The sequence below is a fragment of the Serratia sp. B501 genome (assembly GCF_051172315.1).
Classification (GTDB): domain Bacteria; phylum Pseudomonadota; class Gammaproteobacteria; order Enterobacterales; family Enterobacteriaceae; genus Serratia; species Serratia ureilytica.
The window spans coordinates 475,019-497,146 of the sequence record NZ_JBPIZB010000003.1 but is presented as its reverse complement, the minus strand read 5'-3'; the positions used below and the strand labels follow the sequence as shown (position 1 = coordinate 497,146).

The following is a 22,128-nucleotide window of genomic DNA, read 5'->3' as shown; positions in this document are numbered from 1 at the left end:
TCGCAGGTTTCTGCGGCAAAATCGGTGTTAGCTGTGGGCCGGGAAGCGCCCGCATAACACTTATCTGTCCCTCAAGGAGAATTCATGCACACCGGTCACGCTTTGCTCATCACCTTACTGTCCCTGGGCATCTCTCACAGCGCCTGGTCGTCCGCCGATACCGGGCACGCCAACAGCAACGCCAACAGCCGCGAGGTGGCCAGCGCGTTGGGCGGCCTGAAGAACAAAACCTACGAGCTGGAACAGGCGCCGAAGATCCGCGTCGCCAGCTTCAATATCGCCGCCGGCAAGGTCAGCGACATGACCGCTATCGCCAAGGCGATTCGCGCGATGAACGTCGACGTGGTGGCGCTGCAGGAGGTGGATAAACTCACCGCCCGCAGCGGGCGGGTCGATCAGGCGGCGGAACTGGCGAAGCTGACCGGCATGCAGGCGGTGTTCGGCCGGGCGATCGATTTCGACGGCGGTGAATACGGCCTGGCGTTTCTCTCGAAGTATCCGCTGCACGACGCCGTGATCTATCCGTTGCCGTCCGGCCAGCGCGAGCAGCGCATCGCCTTCAGCGCCAAGGTCGATGTGCCGGAGTTCCCGACGCCGATTACCCTGTTCAACACCCATCTCGACACCAAGGAGGATCCGACGATGCGTCTGGATCAGGTGCGGGAGCTGAACGATCGCACCATCGAAGTGCGCGGCATCAAACTGCTGTTCGGCGACATGAACGACGTGCCGGGCAGCGTCACCTGGCTGGAGCTGAGCCGCTATTGGAACGATATCATGCCCAACGGGCAGGACGGCCGCAGCTGGCCGGCGGAAAACGCCGAAATCAAGGTGGATTACATCTTTAGCGGCAATGCGCAGCGTTGGCATCTGGACAGCCTGACGGTGCCGAACGCCAGCGGCGATTGGAACGGCGTGCACTGGCCGGCGGTGAGCGATCACCTGCCGCTGGTGGCGGAGATGCGCCTGACCGAGCAATAAGCCGGCCGGCGTCTCTCCGGGGCAGGGCTAAGCCGCGGCGATCCGCGCCAGCCGCTCGACGGCGCTGCGGATCTCGCCCGGCGTCAGGGCCGAAAAACCCAGCAGCCAGCCGTCGCGCTGGGCCTGAACCGTTTGGTATTGCGCCGTTAACCCGGGCGTAAGGACGCCGAGCCGCCGCGCCTGTTGGCTGAGCGCCGCCTCCCGGCCGGGCGGCAGCCAAACGCTGAGCTGCAGGCCGCCGGCGGCGGGAGCGGCCGTGGCGAAGTGGCTCAGCTTTTCGCTCACTTCCGTCAGCAGAACATCGCGCCGGCTGTGGTAGAGCTGGCGCATGTAACGAATATGCGCGGCGAAGTGCCCCTGGCGGATGAACTCGGCGGTCACCGCCTGCATCAATTGCGCGCTGTGGCCGTCATAGACCGTGCGTGCGGTGACGAAGGGGGCGACCAGCGCGGGCGGCACGATCAGGTACGCCAGCCGCAGCGAAGGGAACAACGATTTGGAGAAGGTGCCGAGATAGAGCACCCGGCCATGGCGATCCAGGCCTTGCATCGCCGGTATCGGCAGCCCGTCGTAGTGAAACTCGCTGTCGTAATCGTCCTCAATGATCCAGGCCTGCTGCCTTTCCGCCAGCGTCAGCAACGCCAAGCGGCGCGCCAGACTGAGCGCCGCGCCGGTCGGGTATTGGTGCGAGGGCGTCAGATAAATCAAACGCGGATCGGGCAAGGAAGGTTCTGCTCGCAGGCCATCGCCGTCTACCGCCACCGGCGTCAGCGCGGCGCCGGCGCTGATAAAGGCGTTTCTCGCCCCGGCGTAACCCGGCTCTTCCATCCAGACATCATCACCGCTGTCCAACAGTAAGGTGGCGATCATTTGCAGCGCCTGCTGCGAACTGGTCAGCACGATAACCTGGCTCGCATCGCAGACTACGCCGCGCGTTTGGTTGACGTGGGCGGCAATGGCTTCGCGCAGCGGCAGATAGCCTTGCGGATCGCCGTAGCGCAGCAGGCTTTCCCCCTGCAGGCGCAGGCGTTGAGCGGTCAACTGCTTCCACAGGGCCAGCGGAAACGCGCGCAGGTCCGGCGAGCCGGCAGCGAAGGCCTGAGGGTTCTGCGGATCGCGGCAGCCGCCGGTGTGCACGATCTGTTGGCCGCGCAGCGAAAGGCGCGGCATGGCGGTGCGGGTCGCCGGCGGCGGCGATTTGGCGATGCGGATAGCCACAAATGTGCCCTGGCCGACGCGGCGCTGCAAATACCCCTCCGCTTCCAACTGACCGTAGGCTGCTTCGACGGTCACCCTTGAGAGGTTCAGATCCCCAGCCAGCACTCGGCTGGAGGGCAGCCGTTGCCCAACGCTCAATGCGCCGTGGTGGATGGCCTGCCGCAATGCCGCACACAGACGATCGCGCAGCGTGCCGATGGCCTGGGGCGATTGCTGAAACAGCGTGATCAGCGTGTGCCGCATAATGGGTCTTATCATGAGTAAAAAATGGGTATCAATCATAAGACCAAAATCGGGCACTATTGTCATCTGTCTTGATCAACGGGAGTGAGTGATATGTCGAAAGAATCCTTGGTGCTGGCCTTTCCGCCGGCAGAGCCGGAAGAGAGCCTGGCCTATCTGGCGGCCAAGCTGAGCCGCTATGCGGATGCCTGGGACGTGGCGGAAGATTTGCGCAATGGCGTGGACGGGATGGTGGTGATCGACACCCGTGCGGAGGCGCTGTACGCCGCCGGGCATATCCCCGGCGCGCTCAGCTTGCCGCATCGCCTGATGGATGAAGCCGGCACGGCGCACCTGGATCGCCAAAAGGTGTATGTGACCTACTGCGACGGCATCGGCTGCAACGGTTCCACCAAAGGCGCCTACAAGCTGGCGAAGTTGGGGTTCAGGGTGAAGGAGTTGATTGGCGGGCTGGATTTCTGGCTGCGCGACGGCCATCCGTTGGCCATCGGCGAACTGCCGGGGTCGCTGCGCTCCCGGGCGGCCGCAGCGGACTGCGGCTGCGCCTGAGGCGTTAAAACACCAGCGCCAGCACGACGGCCAGCGCCAACAGCAGCAGGATCAGCGCCACGGCGGGCTTGCTCAGCGCTTTTTGCAGCGGCAGAGGCAGGGCGGCGATCAGCGGGTTGAGCAGCGGCTGCGGTTCGACAGGGGGGCTGGCGATCGGCTGCGCCTGGCCGGTTTTCTCCAGACGGCGGGCAAACAGCTGATGAATGGCGTCGCTCATTTGCGGATGCGTCAGCGGCGCGTTGGCGCCGCAGTTAAAGCGCGTCTGGCAATAGTCGTTCATCTGCTGCAGTTCTTGCTCATCCGCCGGCTGTTTGAGCGCCGCCAGCAGGTTGTTCAGCGTTGGCGCGTTCTGCGGGCTGAGCGCCACCTTCACCTGTAAAAACTGGTTCAGCAGTTGGAAGTGGCGCGCCGGCAGCGGATCGTTGGTTTTCACGCCCGCCAGATCGAACAGCGTTTGCCAAATTTTAGCCGGCGCTTCACCGGTCGCGGCGCTGAGTTTGGTGACCTGCTGCTGCAGGCTTTGATGCTCTGCGGGCAGCAGCGGGCGATCGCTGGTGGCGGTTTGCTGCGGTTGGGGAATGGTCAGGCCGCCGGTCTGCAACAGATTCAGCACCTGCTGCAGCTGCGGTGGGCTTAGCTGGCTCAACACCGTATGGCCGAACCGTTGACGAATAAAGTCACTGACCGCCTGGCGATTATTGCCCTGCGGCAGCAACTCGGCCAGCTGTTGCAGCAGTTGGCGCCCGGCATGGTTTTGCTGCGCCTGCGTCAGGCGCGTTTGCAGCAGCTGTTCCGCCGGTTGAAAATGGCGCGCCAGCAGTTCGCCGCCTTTGTCGGCGCCGAGATCGTGACGCAGAGACGCCCAGATCTCCGCCGATTTTACCGGGCTGAGCGTCATGATTTTCACGATCAGTTTTTCCAGCGTTGTGCGCTGCGCCGGAGAGAGGGGTTGATCGTCAGTGGCCGCCGTTTTGCCCGGGGAAGGGGGGCGCTCGCCGGCGATTGGGGTGCCCGGCCCACTCAAAGGTTGCATATCACCAGTCCTTCGCTGTGTATCCCCGCAGTGTGTCTGGAGGAGAGAATCGTCATCGTACCCGGCGAAAAGCGCAGGCTTACCCTCTATGATACCTGTAATTCGCCGCCATCAATACCGCCGCTCAGACATTTCTTTACCGACAAAACGTTGCTAATCGCGTCTGCGCCGCTAAGATAACCCCAGATCTGAAATGAGGATGGCATGGTTAAACAGCAGCGGATTGCAAAATGGTTTTTATGCCTGGCTTGCCTGGTGGTGCTGACGTGCATGACCCAGCGCATGGCGGGCCTGCATGCGCTGCAGCAAACGCTGGGGATCCCGGCCGCCACCGCCGTTCAATCCAGCGACGCCGCCGCCGAAGCGCAGCCGACGCCCTGTGAACTGAGCGCCAAATCATTGCTGGCCGCGCCGCCGGTAATGTTCGAAACCGTGCTGTTCGGGCTGGGTCTGCTGCTGGCGCTGTTGGCGCCGACCATTGCCGCGCGTCTGCGCATTCCTCCTCCTCGCGCCATTTCTCCGCCCACCCTCAGGGTGCACCTTCGATTATGTGTCTTCCGTGAATGAGTTAATCGCCCGTTTTTCGCGGTGAATTAATCATTTATGGAGAATTAACATGTTGAAAATTATCAGGCTGGCCTGCGCTTGCCTGTTTATGCTGTGGCTGCCCGCCTTGCAGGCGGCGGACAGCGGCTGGCTGCAAAATCCGGCCAACGATCATGCCAAGGTGCGGCTGCGCGCCGACACGTCACAGCCGGGAGAGACCCGTCTGTTGCTGTCGGTCGAGCTGCAAAAAGGCTGGAAAACTTACTGGCGTTCCCCGGGCGAAGGCGGCATCGCGCCGGCTATCGTCTGGCAAGGCCACCCGCCGCCGGCGACCTGGCACTGGCCGACGCCGCAGCGTTTCGAGGTGGCCGGCATTTCCACCCAGGGCTATCACGATCGGGTCACGCTGCCGATCGTGATGCCAGGCCAGGTGTCCGGCCCGCTGGCGGGTACGCTGACGCTGTCCACCTGCAGCAACGTCTGCATTCTGACCGACTACCCGTTCAGTCTGGATCTGACGGCGCCGAACGATCCGCAGTTTAATCACGACTTCGCGCAGGCGATGGGGCAGGTGCCGATCGCCGCCGGGTTGACGGAGAATGTCAAGGCCGGGTATCGCAGCGGCGAGCTGCAGATTGCCGCTGAACGCGCCGACGGTTGGCAGCGGCCTGCGCTGTTCTTCGATACGCTGGCGGATGCCGATCTCGGCAAGCCGCAGGTTGAAACCGACGGCGCTCAGTTGCTGGCGCGAGTCCCGGTCAGCGATGGCTGGGGAGAGGCGGCGCCGGATCTGCGCGGCAAAACGCTGACGCTGGTGATCGACGACGGCGGCATGGCGCAGCAGATTACGCTGCCGATCGGCGAGCCGCTGGTCGCGCCGGCCGGTGCGGCGTTCCCGTTATGGCAGGCGGTATTGATGGCGCTGGCGGGCGGGTTGATCCTCAATCTGATGCCGTGCGTCCTGCCGGTGTTGGGCATCAAGCTCGGTTCCATCCTGCAGGTGGAGCGGCGCGATCGGCGCAGCGTACGGCTGCAGTTCCTGGCGTCGTCGTTGGGTATTGTCGCCTCGTTTATGGCGTTGGCCCTGCTGATGACGCTGCTGCGGCTCGGCAACCACGCGCTCGGCTGGGGCATTCAGTTCCAGAATCCGTGGTTTATCGGCTTTATGGTGCTGGTGACGCTGCTGTTCAGCGCCAACCTGTTCGGCCTGTTCCATCTGCGCCTCTCATCCGATCTGAATACCTCGCTGGCGACCCATAACGGGCACGGTCTGAGCGGCCATTTCTGGCAGGGCGCGTTCGCCACGCTGCTGGCGACGCCGTGCTCGGCGCCGTTTCTCGGCACGGCGGTGGCCTTCGCGCTGGCGGCGTCGCTGCCGGTGCTGTGGGGCATGTTCATCGCGCTCGGCATCGGCATGAGCCTGCCGTGGCTGCTGATCGCCGCCTGGCCTTCGCTGGCGCTGCGGTTGCCGCGTCCCGGCCGCTGGATGAATACCGTCAAGCTGGCGATGGGATTGCTGATGCTGGCGTCGTCGCTGTGGTTGCTGAGTCTGCTGAGCAATCATATCGGCGTGCAGGCTACGCTGTGGCTGGGGGGGTTGGCGCTGCTGGCACTGCTGCTGGCGGTGTGGCGCCGGCAGGGGGCACGGTTGGCGGCCAAGCTGGCGGCGGGCACGTTGGTGCTGGCGGGCGCCGTCTTGCTGGCCGGCTCGCTGACCGCCGGTCTGTGGCGCCAGCCGTTGCAGGATCGGGTGCAGTGGCAACCGCTGAGCGAACAGGCGATCGCCGAGGCGCTGGCGCAGCATAAGCGGGTGTTCGTCGACGTGACCGCCGATTGGTGCGTGACCTGTAAAGCCAACAAATTCAATGTGCTGCTGCGCGATGACGTACAGCGGGCGTTGAGCGCCGATGACGTGGTCGCGCTGCGCGGCGACTGGAGCCGCCCGTCGGCCGACATCAGCGCCTTCCTGCAAAGGCGCGGCAGCGTCGCCGTGCCTTTCAACCAAATCTATGGCCCCGGCAGCCCGGACGGCGTGGTGCTATCCCCGCTGTTGACCCGTGACGCCGTGCTGCAAACGCTTTCCCATGCCAAAGGAACCGAACAATGAAAAAGTTACTGATTTTACTGATGATCATCGCCGCCCCGGTGTGGGCCGCCGAGCCTTTCACCCCGGCGCAAGAGGCGCGTATCAAAGAGATGATCCGCGAAACGCTGGTGTCCAACCCGGACATTCTGGCGCAGGCGGTGGACGCTTGGCAGCAGCAAACCGCAAGCCAGCAAATCAGCCAGGCTATCAAGCAGAATGCCAAAACGCTGTATCAGGATCCGGCCAGCCCGCGCCTCGGCGCCGCCAACGCGAAACTGACGCTGGTGACCTTTACCGACTATAACTGCCCGTACTGCAAGCGGTTTGATCCGATGCTGGAGAAAATCGTCAAGCAATACCCGGATGTGGCACTGGTGGCGAAGCTGTTGCCGTTCAAGGGCGAAAGTTCGGTCAGTTCGGCGCGCGTGGCGCTCACCACCTGGCAGCAGCACCCGGAGCAATTCTGGGCCTTGCATCAGCGGCTGATGGCGAAAAAGGGCTTCCACGACAAGGCCAGCATCGCCGCCGCGCAGGAGAAAACCGGCGTCAAGGCGGTGGCGCCGAGCGAACAGAGCATGACCACGCTGCGCACCAATATGGAATTGGCGGAACAACTGGGCGTACAAGGGACGCCGGCGACGCTGATCGGCGATCGGATGCTGCCGGGGGCGGTGTCCTATGAAGAGCTGGAAACGATGGTGAAGCAGCAGCTGGCGAAGGCCAACCATGGCTAAGCTCAAGCGCTGGGGGCGCGAGTTGCTGCTGCTGGCGCTGATCGCACTGGCGGTGATCACGGTGATGGATTGGCTGAACGCGCCGCAGGCGCCGCCGGCCTTCGATGCCCAGACGCTGACCACGTTGGACGGCGAGCGCGTGTCGTTGGCGCAGCTCAGTCATGAGCGGCCGCTGCTGGTTTACTTCTGGGCCAGCTGGTGCGGCGTTTGTCGTTTCACCACGCCGGACGTCGCCCGTTTGCAGGCGGCGGGCGGCAACGTGCTGACCGTCGCGCTGCGATCGGGCGACGATCCCCAGGTGAAACAGTGGCTGGCGCGCAAACGGCTGGCGCTGCCGGTGGTCAACGATCCGGCCGGTACGCTGTCGGCGCAGTGGCAGATTGGCGTGACGCCGACCTTCGTGGTGGTCTCGCAGGGCAAGGTGGTGCACAGCACCACCGGCTGGACCAGCTACTGGGGGATGAAGCTGCGGCTGTGGTGGGCCGCCGTCTAACCGGCGTTTTTCTCTGCTATCACTTCCTCAATCGCCCGGCTAAGCCGGGCGATACCTTCTTCAATCTGCGGCGGCGAGTTGGCGGCGAAGTTTAGCCGCAGACTGTGCGCGCCCAGCTGTTCCTGGGCATAAAAGCATTCGCCGCGCGCGAAAGTGACGCCGTGCCGCCAGGCCACCGGCATCAGCTCGGTGGTGGTCACCGTCGCGGGCAGCGTCAGCCAGATAAACAAGCCGCCTTGCGGCGTTTCGAAACGGCACCCCGGCGGCAACCGCCGTTGCAACGCGTCGATCATCACTTCCAGATGCAGGCGATAGACGCGCCCGGCGCGGCGCAGCTGCTTGTCGTAACGGCCGACGGTGACAAACGCGTCCAGCGCCCGCTGGATCAGGCTGGAACTGGTGAAGCTGTCAACGTGCTTGCGCCGCGCGAAGCGCTGATAGTGCTCGCTGTCCGCCACCAGATAGCCGATGCGCATGCTGGGCAGCAGCATCTTGGAGAAGGTGCTGACGTAGATCACCGCGCCCGGCTGCGCCAGCGCACGCAGCGACGGCAGCTGTTTGCCCTGGTAACGCAGATCGCCGACGAAATCGTCCTCCAGGATCACCACGCCGGCCCGTTGGGCGATCGCCAGCAGGCGCCGCCGGCGAGCTTCGCTCAGGCAACGGCCGGTCGGGTTGTGAAAGTTGGGGATGGTGTAGATCAATTTGGGGCGGTGGCGTTCCAGCAACTCGGGCAATCGTTCGACCAGCATGCCGTGGCGATCGCCCGGCACGGTGACGATATTGATGCGGTGCTGGCGCAGCAGGCCCAGCGCTTCGGCGTAGGTCGGTTCTTCGACGATCACCGTATCGCCCGGCGCCAGCAGGCTTTGCACCACCAGGCTGATGGCATGCTGCGAGCCGTTGGTGATCAGCACCTGTTCCGCCTGCGTGGGGATGCCCTGCGCGCTGAGAATGCGGCTCAGCGTATCGCGCAGCGGGTAGTAGCCGCAGTATTCCCCGTAGCTGAAGGCCTCTTCCGCATGGCGGCTGAGCACCGACAGCAGCACTTTGCGAAACGCCTCCAGCGGAAACACCTTAGGGCTGCCGACGCCGGCGGCGAAGTTGATCAGCCCCTCCGGCAGCGGGGCGTCGGCGTAGCCGTCCAGCCGCGAGGTGAGGGTGGTGAAGCTCTCCAGCGGGAAGGGGGCATCGCTGCTCGGTCGGGCCGGGCGCGCCTGCGCCTGCGGGTGCGCAACATAGGCGCCGCTGCCGCGCCGCTGATGCAAAAAGCCCTTGGCCGCCAGTTCAGCGTAGGCGTTGTCCACCGTTAAACGGCTGACCGCCAGTTCGGCCGCCAGCGTGCGCGTCGAGGGCAGTTTGTCGCCATCGACGAACACGCCGGTGAGGATGGCGCGCCGCAGCGCTTCTTCGATCTGTAAATAGAGCGGAACGTCCTGCTCGCGATCCAACGGGATATGCATGCGAAATTGGCCCGGTTAGGGAGAGTGATTTTTACTATACCCCATGTCAACAGGGCTTCAAGCGCAGAAAAGTGGCCTGCATGACAACGCCGTAAAGTGGCTATAGTGAGAAAAAATGGCCGCGTTACACTGTCCGCCTGAGCATTTATGTCGCCATTTTCCCGAGGATCTCATGTCATTACCGTCAGGCGTTTCCGCCCGGCCTTTGCTGCCCGGCGCGCGTCTCTTTCAGGGCAGCCGCCAGGGTTACGTCATCGCCATTATCAGCGCCATGCTGCTGGCCTTTACCGCCATCATCATCCGCGCGCTGACCGAATACTATCACCTGCCGACCTTCGTGCTGGCGTTCTGGCGCGCGGCGCTGGTGGCGTTGGTGCTGTTACCGCTGCTGTTGCTGGTGAAACCGCAGTGGGCGCGCCTGCGCCGTGAACAGGTATTGTTCTACGCGCTTTACGGGCTGCTGCTGGCGCTGTTCAACAGCCTGTGGACGCTGTCGGTGGCGCTGAACGGCGCATCGGTGGCGACTATTCTGACCTACTGTTCGGTGGGCTTTACCGTGTTCCTCGGCTGGGTGATGTACAGCGAACGCCTGACGCTGCGCCAACTGCTGGTGATCGCCATCAGCCTGGGCGGCTGCTTCCTGGTCAGCAACGGCGACAGCATGGGCAACCAGCACTTCGACTTGTTGGGGCTGCTGGTGGGGATGCTGTCGGGCATCGGCTATACCCTGTATACCCTCGGCGGGCGGGTGGCCAGCGAACGGGGCTATCCGGTGTGGAACACCATTTTGTACGTTTTCGGTTTTTCGGCGCTGTATCAGCTGGTGTTCAACGCGGCGCTGACGGTGTTCCCGCTGGCGGCGTTCCACGGCATGGCCGGCTCTCTGTGGTTCCTGTCGCACGGCGCGCAGGGCATTCAGTGGAGCGGCTGGCTGTTGCTGCTGGCGCTGGCCGCCGGGCCGACGCTGTTGGGCTTCGGGTTGTATAACATCAGCCTGAAAACGCTGCCGCTGGCGGTAGCCAACCTGATCCTGTCGTTGGAGCTGGTTTTCACCGCGGTGATCGCCTATTTCCTGCTGGGGGAAAACATGAATCAGTTGCAGCTGCTGGGCAGCGCGTTGGTCATGGGTGGGGTGTTGCTATTGAAAAGCAAGACCGCCGAGGCGTGATCGGTTACCATTTCGCCTCGCAAGAGAGGCGGTAATCATGAATAACCCGAGATTGAAACGAGCGCTTATCGCTTGAATGGCCGTGTTGAGTGAACGACAACACGGCCACAGACATTCCGTTCCGTGGCTTTTATTCCCGTAACAAGAGAATACGCCATGTCCGAAAAACACTGGTCCAAAACCGAACTGCTGCATCAGACGGTGACCAACCCGAATATTATCGTCAAAGGCACCCACAGCTACTACAGCGACTGCTGGGATAACGGTTTCGAACGCTCGGTGGTGCGCTATCTGCACGGCGACGCGGTCAGCCGGCAATGGCAGCCGCTCGGTGAAATAGATCGCCTGCTGATCGGTGACTATGTCTGCATCGCGGCCGAAGCGGTGATCCTGATGGGGGGCAACCACACCCATCGCCTCGACTGGTTGAGCTTGTACCCGTTTATGGCAACCATTAAACAGGCTTACCGCCCCAAAGGCGATACCCGGCTGGGTGACGGTTGCTGGATTGGCATGCGGGCGATGTTGATGCCAGGGGTATCGATAGGCGAAGGGGCGATCGTCGCTGCCGGCAGCGTGGTGACCGGCGACGTTGAACCTTATGCCATCGTCGGCGGCAATCCGGCGAGGTTTATCCGTTGGCGATTCGCGCCGGAAGTCATCGCGCGCTTGCTCGCCTTGCGCCTCTATGACTTGTCCGAGGCGGACTTTGCGGTGATTCAGCCCTTGCTCGCCGATGACGATATCGATGCGTTGGAAAGGGGAATTGCGGCCTTGTGCCGTTAAACACAACGGGCGGGAAATTCCCGCCCTTTTCGCGTTACTCGGCCTTGGCCTCGGCCGCCGGATGGCGGCGCTTGCGCATCAGGCGCAGCAGCGGCGGCAGCGCCAGCACCGCGACGGCCAGCACCAGCAGCGTTTGCGCGATGCTGCTGCTCCACAGGATGTCGAATTCGCCGTTGCTGATCGACAGCGCGCGGCGCAGGTTCTGCTCCAGCATCTCACCCAGCACGAAGCCCAGAATCAGCGGCGACATCGGGAAGTGCATTTTCCGCAGGATATAGCCGAACACCCCCAACCCGACCATCAACAGCAGGTCGAAGGTGGTGCTGTGCACCGCATAAACCCCCACCGCGGAAACCGCGGCGATCGCCGGCACCAGGAACCACAGCGGGATGGTCAGCATGCGGGTGAACAGGCCAACCAGCGGCAGGTTCATGATCAGCAAGATGACGTTAGCGATCAGCAGCGCGGCGATCAGCCCCCAGACGATATCCGGTTGTTCGGTAAACATCGCCGGGCCGGGGGTGATGTTGTACAGCGTCAGCGCCCCCATCATCACCGCCGTGGTGCCGGATCCCGGCACCCCCAGCGTCAACATCGGAATGAACGAACCGCAGGCCGAGGCGTTGTTGGCCGCTTCCGGCGCCGCTACGCCGCGGATGTCGCCTTTGCCGAAGGTGTCGCTGTTGCCGCTGATTTTCTTCTCGGTCATGTAGGTCAGCGCGCTGGCGATGGTGGCGCCGGCGCCCGGCAGAATGCCGACGAAGAAGCCGATCACCGACGAACGCAGGGTAGGGCCTGCGCACTGCGCCGCCTCTTTGCGGTTGAACAGCAGCCGGCCGGTTTTACGCACCAGCTTTTGTCCGGCGCTGGTGCTTTCCAGCATCAGCAGAATTTCACTGACCGAGAACAGGCCGATCACCACCACGATAAACTGCACGCCGTCGGAGAGGTGCACGCTGTCGAAGGTAAAGCGGTAAACGCCGGTGTTGGCGTCGACGCCCACCGTCGCCAACCCCAGGCCGATCAGCGCCGCCAGCAGCGATTTCAGCGGGTTCTGGCTCATCATGCTGCCGAGGCAGGCGATGGCGAACACCATCAGGGCGAAATACTCCGCCGGGCCGAAGGCCAGCGACCAGCGGGCCAGCAGCGGCGCGAACAGAATGATGCCGCCGATGGCGATCATCGAGCCGACGAACGAGCTGACCGCCGAGATGGACAGCGCCACGCCGGCGCGCCCTTGCTGCGCCATCGGGTAGCCGTCCAGCGCGGTCATGATCGCCGCCGCATCGCCCGGCACGTTGAGCAGAATCGACGAGATGCGCCCGCCGTATTCGCAGCCGATATACACCGTCGCCAGCAGGATCAGCGCCGATTCGGCCGGCAGTTTGAGAGCGAACGCCAGCGGCAGCAGGATCGCCACGCCGTTGATCGGCCCCAGCCCAGGCAACAGGCCGACGATGGTGCCGACGAAGCAGCCGATCAGGGCGATAATCAGGTTTTGCGGCACCAGCGCCACTTCAAACCCTTGGGTCAAATACATCCAGGTATCCATCATCGCTCCCGTTAGCTCAGCCAGGCGCCGAGCGGCAGTGTGACATCGAGAAGTTGGTCAAAGGCGTAGTACAACGCTGCGCCCATGATGACGCCGGAGATGGCCGCCGCCGGCAGGCTGGCCTGAAACAGCAGGCCGATGCTGAACGTCAGCAGCGCGGTTGCCAGCGGGAAGCCGAGCCATTCAAACCCCCAGGCATACAGCACTAGGGTGATCACCAGCACCAGCAGCCGCTGCATCACTTTGTGGTGCGGCCATTCCACCGCCTGCGGGCGGCGCAGCAACAGCAGCGCCGCGCACAGCGCCATCAGGCTGAGGATCGCCAGCGGGAACGGGCGCGGCCCCAGCGGTTCATAGCTGTATTCGCTCTGGATGCCCCAGCCGATGAACAGCCCGCCGATACACAGCAGCAGCCAAAAGCCGGCAAAAATACGATCGCTCATGGTTTTCCCCTGCGGTTATTTGGCCAGGCCGAACACTTTCGCCTGCTCACGGTATTGGGCAACCTGATTCTTCACGTAGGCGTCCAGCTCTTTGCCGGTCAGGTTGAATTCGAACAGGCCGCGCAGATCGCGCTGCTGCTTGAATTCCTCGGTCGCCATCATTTTCTGGAAGGTGTCGATCCACCACTGATACTCTTCATCGCTGACTTTCGGCCCGACGTAGAAGCCGCGAATGATCGGCCACACCAGGCTGTATCCCTGCTCTTTGGCGGTCGGAATGTCGGCCAACTGGCCTGGCAGACGTTGCTCGGCATACACCGCCAGCACGCGGATCTTGTCGCCCTGCAGGTAAGGCACCATTTCGCTCAGATCGCCGGATACCGCCTGAATGTGGTTGCCCAGCAGCGCGGTGACCGGCTCTCCGCCGCCCTCGAACGCCACGTAGCGCATCTTGCGCGGATCCACGCCGACTTCGCGCGCCAGCAGCGCGGTTTTCATCCAGTCCTGGCTGCCGATGGAGGCGCCGGCGCCAAACACCACGCTGTTGGGATCTTTTTGGAAAGCGTCCATCAGGTCTTTCAGGGTTTTGTAAGGCGAGTCGGCGCGTACCGCGATCATGCCGTAGTCGGTACCGACCGCCGCCAGCCATTTCACGTCGTCCACGTTGTAGCGGCCGAACTTGCCCTGGGCCAGATTGAGCAGCGAGCCGCCGGAGAAGGCCACCACGGTGCCAAACTCCGCCGGGCGCTGCGCGACAATGGCGTTGTAGGCCACCGCGCCGACGCCGCCGGGCATATAGGTGACGCGCATCGGTTTATCAATGGCCTTGGTGTCCTGCAGCGATACCTGAATCAGTTTGCAGGTCAGATCGAAGCCGCCGCCGGGTTTGGCCGGCGCAATGCATTCGGTGCGTTTGGGCGCTTCCACGGCAAAGGCCTGAGAGGCCGCCAGCAACAGGGCGGCGGCGGTAAAGGTACGGGTCATTATTTTTTTCATTGTGACTTACCCTCGGTATTGGCTGATGGTGAATCCCGCTGAATGCGGTTGCGGAATTGTTAAAACAACAACCTTTCATTTACCTTTCAGTGGCCGGAAAAGTTTCCAGTCTGTGATTAGGGTCTCTTGTCGCGAGCGAACGGCGGGTGCGCTAACATAGAATGGGCGCAGAGAACAGCGCGCAAAACCGGTCAAAACCCTGTGTAATATCAGGATTGCCGATAGTCATTCGCGATAAAATCATCTGTAATAAAATGAATAGAGATGCAGTGATATGTTTTCGTTAGGGAAATTGTTTGGCGGCAGGGACAGCGCCAAGGTATGTGCGATTAAACGGTTGCCAGAGGTCTACGCCGAGATGGCGGGAGAGGCCGGGCAGTGTCGTGTGAAGCGCCTGCGCCCTGAGATTGGCGTATTTGAGCTGCATTTCGTCAACGCCGACGGTGAAAAGTATGCTTGCCCGATGACCGCCTGCGTGACCGGCATCGATCTGGTGTTTGCCGCCAACAACCGCTCCGTGCTGGTTTCTTCGCCGTTTACCGCCGACAAGCTGCGTCCGGTGTTGGATCTTGCTCTCGCCGATAGCCCCATCACGCTGATCTGACGCCGTCACACGATCGCGCGCCAGTACGCATAATTGTGTGTCAGCTCCCAAAACTGGCGGCGCGGCGCTCTTTTATCCCCTTATTTTCCATGCCATTCTCTGTTATCGACCTGTTAACAGACGCCGCGTCGGTGTCTGGTTGTTCAGGTAAATCAATGGAATGGGAACATGCGACTGTTATTGGTTGAAGATCACCCCGAACTGTCTCACTGGTTGCAAAAGGCGTTGACCGGCGCCGGATTTGCCGTCGACGTCGCGCCGGACGGCGTGGCCGCCGACCACCTGTTGCTTAATGAACGCTATGCGCTGGCGGTGCTGGATGTGGCGTTGCCGCGTCTGAACGGTCTCGATTTGCTGGCGCGCCTGCGCAAGCGTGGGCAGGATCTGCCGGTGCTGTTGCTGACGGCGCGCACCGACGTGACCGACCGGGTGAAAGGCCTGAATCTGGGGGCGGACGACTACCTCACCAAGCCGTTCGAACTGGACGAGCTGGAGGCGCGCATTCGGGCGTTGCTGCGCCGCAGCGTCGGCGCCGCGCAGCCGGCGTTGCAATACGGCGCGTTAACCTATCATGACGAAGGTTATTTCCTGCTGGAGAGCAAACCGCTGGCGCTGACGCCGCGCGAGCTGGCGGTGTTGACCGCGCTGATGCACCGGCGCGGCCGCCCGGTGGCCAAGCAGCAGCTGTTTGAGCAGGTGTTTACGCTGTCTGACGAGGCCAATCCGGAGAGCATCGAGCTTTACGTACACCGCTTGCGGAAAAAGCTGCAGGGCAGCGACGTGGCGATCGTCACGCTGCGCGGTCTGGGCTACAGCCTGGAACTGTGCAATGCGGTGGTTTAACGCGCCGCGTTCGCTGTTTTATCAACTGCTGCTATTTTTTGGCCTGCCGCTGCTGGCGCTGGGCGGCATCTCTATCTACACCCACTACTTCAGCGCCATGAGCGCCGCCACCCTAGCCTATGACCGCACGCTGCTGGCGTCGGCGCGCACCGTGGCGGAGCGGCTGGTGGTGCGCGAAGGCAAGCTGGCGGTCGATGTGCCTTATGTGGTGCTCGACAGCTTCGAGCGCAACATGAACGATCGGCTTTATTACGAGGTGATCTCGCCGCAGGGGAAAAGCATCTCGGGCTATGACGATTTGCCGTCGTTGCCGCCCCACATTCCACGCTCCACCCTCTATCCGGCATTGGTGCATTTCTACGATGCGGAATACCTCGGCCGGCCGATCCGCGTGGCGGCGCTGTTTCAACCGGTCAACGAGTCGGGCGTGAGCGGCATGGCGACCATTCTGGTGGCGGAAACCCTGGAGTCGCGTCGTTACCTGGCGCGGCAGATGATGATCGCGGCGCTGTTGAGCCAGGGCACTGTGGTGGTATTGACCCTGACCCTGGCGTTCGCGTTGCTCAAGCGGGTGTTGAAGCCGATGCGTAAACTCTCCGGCATCATGCTGCGGCGCGATCCGGGCGAACTGACGCCTTTGCCGCGGGTTCTTCCCTGGTCGGAGATGCAGCCGCTGCTGGTGGCATTTAATCGTTACATCGAACGGCTGCGGCTGATGGTGGCGCGTCAGGAACGCTTCAGCGCCGACGCCTCTCACCAACTGCGCACGCCGCTGGCGGTGCTGAAGACCCAGGTCGGGGTGGCGCTGGCCAGCGATCGGCCTCAGCAGTGGCGCGAAAGTCTGCAGGCGATGAGCGCGACGCTGGATAATACCGTGGCGCTGACCGACCGTCTGCTGCACCTCTCGCGCCTGAAGGCCAGCGAGCACAGCGCCGATCGCAAGCTGCAGCCGGTCAACCTGGCGCAGGTGCTGCGCGACGCCTGTTTCTCTCGCTTGCCGCAGGCGCGCAGCAAACAGATCGATCTCGGTTTCGAGGGTGAAGCGGCGTGTCAGGTCGCGGGGGAGCCGCTGCTGTTGGCCGAGCTGTGCGCCAATCTGTTGGACAACGCGCTGAAATACACGCCGCGCCAGGGCGTGGTGACCGCTCACCTTACGCGGGATAAGGCAACGGGGGAAGGGGTGCTGGAGATTGAAGACAGCGGCCCGGGCATCGCCTTGCAGGACAAGGCGTTGGCGCTGCAGCCGTTTCATCGTTTGGACAACGTGGGCGATCAGCCGGGCGCCGGTTTGGGATTGGCGTTGGTGAAGGACATCACCGCGTATCACGGCACCCGCCCGGAGCTGTTGAGCTCCGCCGCGCTGGGCGGCCTGTTGGTGCGGGTGCGTTTCAGGTTGCTGGCTTAGGCCTGTTCTTTGCAGGAATCTGCGCCTGCCGCCGGGGCTTTGGCTTTACGCGTCAGCGGCGTGCGCAGCCGCTGCGACAGGATCACGCCCAGCAGGGTGATGCCGCCGCCGATCAGGTGGTAACCGTGCAATTGCTCATGCAGGAACAGCACCGCGATAGCGGCGGTAAACACCGGCGCCAGGTTCATGAAAATCGAGGTGGTGTTGGCGCCCAGGCGCAGGACGCCCTGGATCCACAGGTACGGCGCGATGATCGAGGCCGGAATGCCGGCGAACAGCACCAGCGGCAGGTTATGGCCGTTCAAGCCGACATCCTGCGCCATCAGGAAATTCGGCAGCAGCAACAGCACGCCGAACAGGATCTGCACGTAGAGCGATTGCCAGTTCGGCAGCGCGATGGCCCAGCGTTTGGTCAACACGCCATACAGCGCGTAAGAGGCGGTGGCGAGCAGCATCATCAATTCCCCTTTGCCGATACCGTGCTGCAACAGCGCGCCGGGCTGACCGCCGCTGACCAGCCAGATCAAACCGCAGAAGGAGAGAATGCTGCCGAGCAGCACGCCGACGGTCGGCGCAATGCGCAGCAGCACGATGCTGATCAGGATGGTCAGCAGTGGGATCAGCGACACGATGATGCCCATAAACAGCGCGCTGACGCTGTGCGCCGCGTAATAGGCCAGGCTTTGATACAGCACCATGCCGAGCAAGCCGAGGATCATCAGCTTCCACCAGTTGGCGCGCACCTGCGCCCAGTTGCGAAGCACGCCCGGCAGCACAAACGGCGTCAGGGCGATCAGCGCCAGCAGCCAGCGGTAGAGCGAGATGGCCGCCGGATCGATGGCGGTGGCGGAGAGTTTGCTGACGACGGCGTTAATCGACCAAATCAGCACGGCCAGCAGGGGGAAAAGCATATTCATGACAATTATTCTCAATAGCGTCCAACATGCTGGCTAGTCTACGCGTGTCCGGTTTATCATATATAGCGATATTCAGACAAAAATCGGCGTAAATAAGACAAATCACGGGACGAAACCATGCCAGAAATCCGCCATTTCCCCGAGTCGCTGATCCCGGCGCCAAACCCGGTGCAGTTTCGTTGCGAGGAGTTCAACGTCCGCACCGAATTCCAGCCGCACAGCCATACCTGGGGCCAATTGATGTGGGTCAAAGCCGGGGTGATGGTGCTGCGCATCGGCGGGCAGCGCTTTCTGGCGCCGCCGGAGTTCGTGCTGTGGACGCCGGCGGGCATCGAACACTCCTGTTACAACCAGCGGCTGGCGCAGTGCCGCATGGTGGACATCGCGCCAGCGCTGTGCGCCGGCATGCCGGCCGATCCTTGCCTGGTCAATGTGACGCCGATCTTTCGCGCCATCGCCGAGGATTTCTATGCGCGCAAACAGTACATTCCGCAGGCGGAGGCGGATTTGCGCCTCTGCCAGGTGCTGATCGACCAGCTGCATCTGTCGCCGCGCCAGCAAACCTATCTGCCGTCGTCGGACGACAAGTTTTTGGCGCCGGTGCTGGAAGCGCTGGAACATTGCCCGGCGGACAACACCTCGCTGGCGACGTGGGCGAAGCGGGTATACACCACCGAGCGCACGCTGTCTCGCCGCTGCCAGCAGGATTTGGGCATGCCGTTCAGCGAATGGCGCCAGCGCCTGCGGTTTCTGCACGCCGTGTCGCTGCTCGAACAGGGTAAAACCGTGCAGGACGTGGCGCTGGAAGTCGGCTACAGCTCCGCGTCGGCCTTTATCGTCATGTTCCAGCAGATCGCCGGCACCACCCCTGAGCGCTTTCGCCGTGCCTGATTCAGTGGCACACTATTTCGCAGACAAATAGCCGTAAACCGTCGGAGAACGCAGTGAAAATTCTGGTTGATGAAAATATGCCGTATGCGGCCGAGCTGTTCAGCCGCCTGGGCGACGTGCGGGCGGTGCCGGGGCGTCCGATCCCGCTTGAGGCGCTGGCGGATGCCGACGCGCTGATGGTGCGTTCGGTCACCAAGGTCAATGAAGCCTTGTTGGCCGGCAGCCGCATCGGCTTTGTCGGCACCGCTACCGCCGGCACCGATCACGTCGATGACGCCTGGCTGCAACGGCAGGGCATCGGGTTTTCCGCCGCGCCGGGCTGCAACGCCATCGCGGTGGTCGAGTATGTGTTCTCCGCATTGATGCTGCTGGCCGAGCGCGACGGCTTCCAGCTGCGGGATAAAACCGTCGGCATCGTCGGCGTGGGCAACGTCGGTTCGCGTCTGGACGCGCGCCTCAAAGCGCTGGGCGTGCGCACGCTGCTGTGCGATCCGCCGCGCGCCGATCGCGGCGACGCCGGGGAATTCTGGCCACTGGAGAAGTTGGTGGCCGAGGCCGACGTGCTGACCTTCCATACGCCGCTGAATAAATCCGGCCCGTATCATTCATTGCATCTGGCGGACGCCGATCTGCTGGCGGCGTTGCCGGACAACCGCATTCTGATCAACGCCTGTCGTGGGCCGGTGGTGGATAACGCTGCGTTGCTGCAGGCGCTGGAAAAAGGCAAAAAGCTGAGCACGGTGCTGGACGTGTGGGAACCGGAGCCGGATCTCGCCTTGCCGCTGTTGGCGCGGGTGGATATCGGCACCGCGCACATCGCCGGGTATACGCTGGAAGGCAAGGCGCGCGGCACCACCCAGGTGTTCGAAGCGTTCAGCCGCCATCTGGGGCAGCCGCAACAGGTGGCGCTGGCCTCGCTGCTGCCGGTGCCGGAGTTCAGCCAGATCCGTCTCAACGGCCCGCTGGATGAAGCGCGGTTAAAACGATTGATGCACTTGGTGTATGATGTGCGCCGCGATGATGCGCCGCTGCGCAAAGTCGCCGGGCAACCGGGCGAGTTCGATCGCCTGCGCAAGCACTACCAGGAACGCCGCGAGTGGTCTTCGCTGGCGGTGCAATGCGATGACAGCGCCAGCGCCGAGCTGCTCGGCAAGTTGGGCTTCAGCATCGCGTAGCGCGTAAGGTTGTCTTAAGCCAACGCCGCTACAGTGAGCGGCAAAGATTATCGGGCGGTGGCTGCACTGCCCGTCTGCTTTTATGAATGAAATACTCTGGAGAAAACCCAATGTCTGACGGCTGGAATATCGCGCTGCTCGGCGCCACTGGCGCGGTAGGTGAAGCGTTGCTGGAATTGTTGCAGGAACGCCAGTTCCCGGTGGGTGAGCTCTATCCTCTGGCAAGCGAACGCAGCGCGGGCGCCAATGTGCGCTTCAACGGCAAGTCTATTCTGGTGCAAAACGCCGAAGAGTTCGATTGGTCGCAGGCGCAGCTGGCCTTCTTCGTCGCCGGCAGCGACGCTTCCGCGCGCTATGCCGAAGAGGCCGGCAACATGGGCTGTCTGGTGATCGACACCAGCGGCCTGTTCGCCATGGAACCGGATGTGCCGCTGGTGGTGCCTGGCGTTAACCCGCAGGTGCTGGCGGATTACCGCAACCGCAACATCGTCGCGGTGGCCGACAGCATGGTCAGCCAACTGCTGACGGCGATCAAACCGCTGACCGAACAGGCGGGGCTGTCGCGCCTGCACGTCACGACGCTGATGTCGGTATCCTCGCGCGGCAAGGCGGCGGTGGACGATCTGGCCGGCCAGAGCGCGCGGCTGTTGAACGGCATCCCGGCCGAAGAAGGCGTTTTCACTAAACAGCTGGCGTTTAATATGCTGCCGCTTGTCGCCGACGAGCAGGGCAGCGTGCGCGAAGAACGCCTGATCGTCGATCAGGTGCGCAAGGTGCTGCAGGACGAAGGGTTGCCGATTTCGGTGAGCTGTATCCAGTCGCCGGTGTTTTATGGCCACGCGCAGGTCGTGCACCTGGAAGCGCTGCGTCCGCTGTCCGCCGAAGAGGCGCGCAGCGAGCTTGAAGAGGTCGAAGATGTTCAACTGAGTGAAGAGGATGATTACCCGACTCAGGTTACCGAAGCTTCCGGCAGCGATGCGCTCAGCATCGGGTGTCTGCGCAACGATTATGGAATCCCCGAGCTGTTGCAGTTCTGGACGGTGGCGGACAACGTCCGCTTCGGCGGCGCGTTGATGGCGATCGAAACCGCCGAGCGTCTGGTGCAGGAGCAGATGTACTGATGTCTGAGGTGGTCTCGCCCGCTCAGCCGACGCTGAAGGTAGCGCTGGGCATCGAATATGACGGCAGCCGTTACTACGGCTGGCAGCGGCAGCAAGAAGTGGCCAGCGTGCAGGAACGGCTGGAGCAGGCGCTGAGCAAGGTGGCGGATGCGCCGATCAACGTGCTGTGCGCCGGGCGCACCGACGCCGGGGTGCACGCCACCGGGCAGGTGGTGCACTTCGAAACCACCGCGCGCCGCAAGGACGCCGCCTGGACGATGGGCGTCAACACCCATTTGCCGCCGGACATCGCGGTGCGCTGGGTGAGCCCCGTCGCCGATGATTTTCACGCGCGTTTCAGCGCCACCGCGCGCCGTTACCGCTATATTATTTTCAACCATCGCTACCGGCCGGCGGTGTTGCAACAGGGGGTGACGCATTTTTATCACCCGCTGGACGCGGACCGCATGCATCGGGCGGCGCAGGCATTGCTGGGCGAGAACGACTTTACCTCGTTTCGCGCGGTGCAATGCCAGTCGCGCACCCCGTGGCGCTGCGTAAAACACGTTAAGGTTACGCGCTACGGCGAATATATTGTGGTAGATATCAAGGCGAATGCCTTCGTGCATCACATGGTTCGCAACATCGTCGGCAGCCTGATGGAGATCGGCTGCGGCAATCAGGATGAGAACTGGATGGCCGAGCTGCTGGCGCTGAAGGATCGCAATCTGGCGGCGGCGACGGCGCGAGCCGAGGGGCTGTATCTGGTTTCCGTGGACTATCCCGACCACTTTGGCATCCCGCGGCCGCCGATGGGGCCGCTGTTTTTACCCGACGATTAAACGCCGGCACGCCTGAAAGCGTCGCTCCCTTGTGCTTCTGCCGGGTGATTGAAACGCCCG

22 protein-coding genes are annotated in these 22,128 nt (G+C 62.9%); 15 read left to right on the top strand and 7 right to left on the bottom strand.

Annotated elements, in window-relative coordinates:
• Positions 1-84: 84 nt before the first annotated feature.
• Complete coding sequence (locus ACSBQV_RS12910) at positions 85-981, top strand: endonuclease/exonuclease/phosphatase family protein (RefSeq protein ID WP_016926861.1); 897 nt, start codon at positions 85-87, stop codon at positions 979-981.
• Between the two features lie 27 nt (positions 982-1,008).
• On the opposite strand, the gene ACSBQV_RS12905 is transcribed toward ACSBQV_RS12910, so the two are convergent.
• Positions 1,009-2,442, bottom strand: coding sequence for a PLP-dependent aminotransferase family protein (locus tag ACSBQV_RS12905; RefSeq protein WP_193160439.1), 1,434 nt, complete (start codon positions 2,440-2,442; stop codon positions 1,009-1,011).
• 93 nt (positions 2,443-2,535) lie between these two features.
• Here ACSBQV_RS12905 and ACSBQV_RS12900 point away from each other — a divergent pair, with 93 nt between their 5' ends.
• The gene (locus ACSBQV_RS12900) at positions 2,536-2,991 is read left to right on the top strand and encodes a rhodanese-like domain-containing protein (protein ID WP_047025289.1); all 456 of its coding nucleotides are present in this window, start codon (positions 2,536-2,538) and stop codon (positions 2,989-2,991) included.
• A gap of 4 nt (positions 2,992-2,995) precedes the next feature.
• Here the strand turns inward: ACSBQV_RS12900 and flk are convergent, their stop codons facing one another.
• Entirely contained in the window at positions 2,996-4,024 is a 1,029-nt protein-coding gene (gene flk, locus ACSBQV_RS12895) for a flagella biosynthesis regulator Flk (RefSeq protein WP_099782562.1), read from the bottom strand.
• Between the two features lie 204 nt (positions 4,025-4,228).
• Here flk and ACSBQV_RS12890 point away from each other — a divergent pair, with 204 nt between their 5' ends.
• Genes ACSBQV_RS12890 through ACSBQV_RS12875 form a run of 4 tightly spaced genes read left to right on the top strand, consistent with a single transcriptional unit; the run spans position 4,229 to position 7,883 of the window.
• Positions 4,229-4,591, top strand: a complete 363-nt coding sequence (locus tag ACSBQV_RS12890) for a copper resistance protein (RefSeq protein ID WP_099782564.1) — start codon at positions 4,229-4,231, stop codon at positions 4,589-4,591.
• A 49-nt stretch (positions 4,592-4,640) separates the two neighbouring features.
• Positions 4,641-6,677 (top strand): protein-disulfide reductase DsbD family protein, encoded by a 2,037-nt coding sequence (locus tag ACSBQV_RS12885; RefSeq protein ID WP_099782566.1) that lies wholly within the window; start codon positions 4,641-4,643, stop codon positions 6,675-6,677.
• A complete protein-coding gene (locus ACSBQV_RS12880; RefSeq protein ID WP_434991453.1) occupies positions 6,674-7,390 on the top strand; it encodes a DsbA family protein in 717 nt (238 codons plus the stop codon). Before ACSBQV_RS12885 ends, ACSBQV_RS12880 begins: the two co-directional genes overlap by 4 nt.
• The gene (locus ACSBQV_RS12875) at positions 7,383-7,883 is read left to right on the top strand and encodes a protein disulfide oxidoreductase (RefSeq protein ID WP_099782570.1); all 501 of its coding nucleotides are present in this window, start codon (positions 7,383-7,385) and stop codon (positions 7,881-7,883) included. Before ACSBQV_RS12880 ends, ACSBQV_RS12875 begins: the two co-directional genes overlap by 8 nt.
• Here ACSBQV_RS12875 and ACSBQV_RS12870 read toward each other — a convergent pair.
• A complete protein-coding gene (locus ACSBQV_RS12870) occupies positions 7,880-9,346 on the bottom strand; it encodes a PLP-dependent aminotransferase family protein (protein WP_099782572.1) in 1,467 nt (488 codons plus the stop codon). The two genes, ACSBQV_RS12875 and ACSBQV_RS12870, sit on opposite strands and share 4 nt — an antisense overlap.
• Positions 9,347-9,518: 172 nt before the next feature.
• On the opposite strand from ACSBQV_RS12870, the gene ACSBQV_RS12865 reads away from it, so the two are divergent.
• Both ACSBQV_RS12865 and ACSBQV_RS12860 read left to right on the top strand, forming a co-directional pair.
• On the top strand, positions 9,519-10,514 hold the full coding sequence (locus tag ACSBQV_RS12865; RefSeq protein ID WP_099782574.1) for a DMT family transporter: 996 nt from the start codon (positions 9,519-9,521) through the stop codon (positions 10,512-10,514).
• 156 nt (positions 10,515-10,670) lie between these two features.
• Positions 10,671-11,300, top strand: coding sequence for a CatB-related O-acetyltransferase (locus ACSBQV_RS12860; protein ID WP_099782576.1), 630 nt, complete (start codon positions 10,671-10,673; stop codon positions 11,298-11,300).
• A gap of 34 nt (positions 11,301-11,334) precedes the next feature.
• On the opposite strand, the gene ACSBQV_RS12855 is transcribed toward ACSBQV_RS12860, so the two are convergent.
• From ACSBQV_RS12855 to ACSBQV_RS12845, 3 genes are read right to left on the bottom strand one after another with little or no spacing between them, the layout of a single operon-like run.
• Positions 11,335-12,852: a tripartite tricarboxylate transporter permease gene (locus ACSBQV_RS12855; protein ID WP_099782577.1), complete on the bottom strand. Its 1,518-nt coding sequence runs from the start codon at positions 12,850-12,852 to the stop codon at positions 11,335-11,337.
• A gap of 11 nt (positions 12,853-12,863) precedes the next feature.
• Positions 12,864-13,295, bottom strand: coding sequence for a tripartite tricarboxylate transporter TctB family protein (locus ACSBQV_RS12850; RefSeq protein WP_033643891.1), 432 nt, complete (start codon positions 13,293-13,295; stop codon positions 12,864-12,866).
• A gap of 15 nt (positions 13,296-13,310) precedes the next feature.
• Complete coding sequence (locus ACSBQV_RS12845) at positions 13,311-14,291, bottom strand: Bug family tripartite tricarboxylate transporter substrate binding protein (RefSeq protein ID WP_042785108.1); 981 nt, start codon at positions 14,289-14,291, stop codon at positions 13,311-13,313.
• Between the two features lie 274 nt (positions 14,292-14,565).
• Here ACSBQV_RS12845 and ACSBQV_RS12840 point away from each other — a divergent pair, with 274 nt between their 5' ends.
• The 3 genes from ACSBQV_RS12840 to ACSBQV_RS12830 all read left to right on the top strand — a co-directional run bounded on the left by ACSBQV_RS12840 (position 14,566) and on the right by ACSBQV_RS12830 (position 17,143).
• Positions 14,566-14,895: a hypothetical protein gene (locus tag ACSBQV_RS12840; RefSeq protein WP_099782579.1), complete on the top strand. Its 330-nt coding sequence runs from the start codon at positions 14,566-14,568 to the stop codon at positions 14,893-14,895.
• A gap of 168 nt (positions 14,896-15,063) precedes the next feature.
• On the top strand, positions 15,064-15,738 hold the full coding sequence (tctD, locus tag ACSBQV_RS12835; RefSeq protein ID WP_033643888.1) for a transcriptional regulator TctD: 675 nt from the start codon (positions 15,064-15,066) through the stop codon (positions 15,736-15,738).
• Positions 15,725-17,143 carry a sensor histidine kinase gene (locus ACSBQV_RS12830; RefSeq protein ID WP_099782581.1) on the top strand — a complete coding sequence of 473 codons (1,419 nt, stop codon included), beginning with the start codon at positions 15,725-15,727 and terminating at the stop codon, positions 17,141-17,143. The genes tctD and ACSBQV_RS12830 overlap by 14 nt, the downstream gene beginning before the upstream one ends.
• On the opposite strand, the gene ACSBQV_RS12825 is transcribed toward ACSBQV_RS12830, so the two are convergent.
• Positions 17,140-18,060 (bottom strand): DMT family transporter, encoded by a 921-nt coding sequence (locus tag ACSBQV_RS12825; protein WP_033651953.1) that lies wholly within the window; start codon positions 18,058-18,060, stop codon positions 17,140-17,142. The genes ACSBQV_RS12830 and ACSBQV_RS12825 overlap by 4 nt on opposite strands.
• Positions 18,061-18,177: 117 nt before the next feature.
• Between ACSBQV_RS12825 and ACSBQV_RS12820 the strand changes: the two genes are divergently transcribed.
• From ACSBQV_RS12820 to truA, 4 genes are all read left to right on the top strand, one after another.
• On the top strand, positions 18,178-18,951 hold the full coding sequence (locus ACSBQV_RS12820) for an AraC family transcriptional regulator (RefSeq protein ID WP_046896308.1): 774 nt from the start codon (positions 18,178-18,180) through the stop codon (positions 18,949-18,951).
• A 53-nt stretch (positions 18,952-19,004) separates the two neighbouring features.
• The gene (gene pdxB, locus ACSBQV_RS12815; RefSeq protein WP_033643884.1) at positions 19,005-20,126 is read left to right on the top strand and encodes a 4-phosphoerythronate dehydrogenase PdxB; all 1,122 of its coding nucleotides are present in this window, start codon (positions 19,005-19,007) and stop codon (positions 20,124-20,126) included.
• A 110-nt stretch (positions 20,127-20,236) separates the two neighbouring features.
• Positions 20,237-21,247, top strand: a complete 1,011-nt coding sequence (locus ACSBQV_RS12810) for an aspartate-semialdehyde dehydrogenase (RefSeq protein ID WP_046896310.1) — start codon at positions 20,237-20,239, stop codon at positions 21,245-21,247.
• A complete protein-coding gene (gene truA, locus ACSBQV_RS12805; RefSeq protein ID WP_033651950.1) occupies positions 21,247-22,068 on the top strand; it encodes a tRNA pseudouridine(38-40) synthase TruA in 822 nt (273 codons plus the stop codon). Before ACSBQV_RS12810 ends, truA begins: the two co-directional genes overlap by 1 nt.
• Positions 22,069-22,128 lie beyond the last annotated feature (60 nt).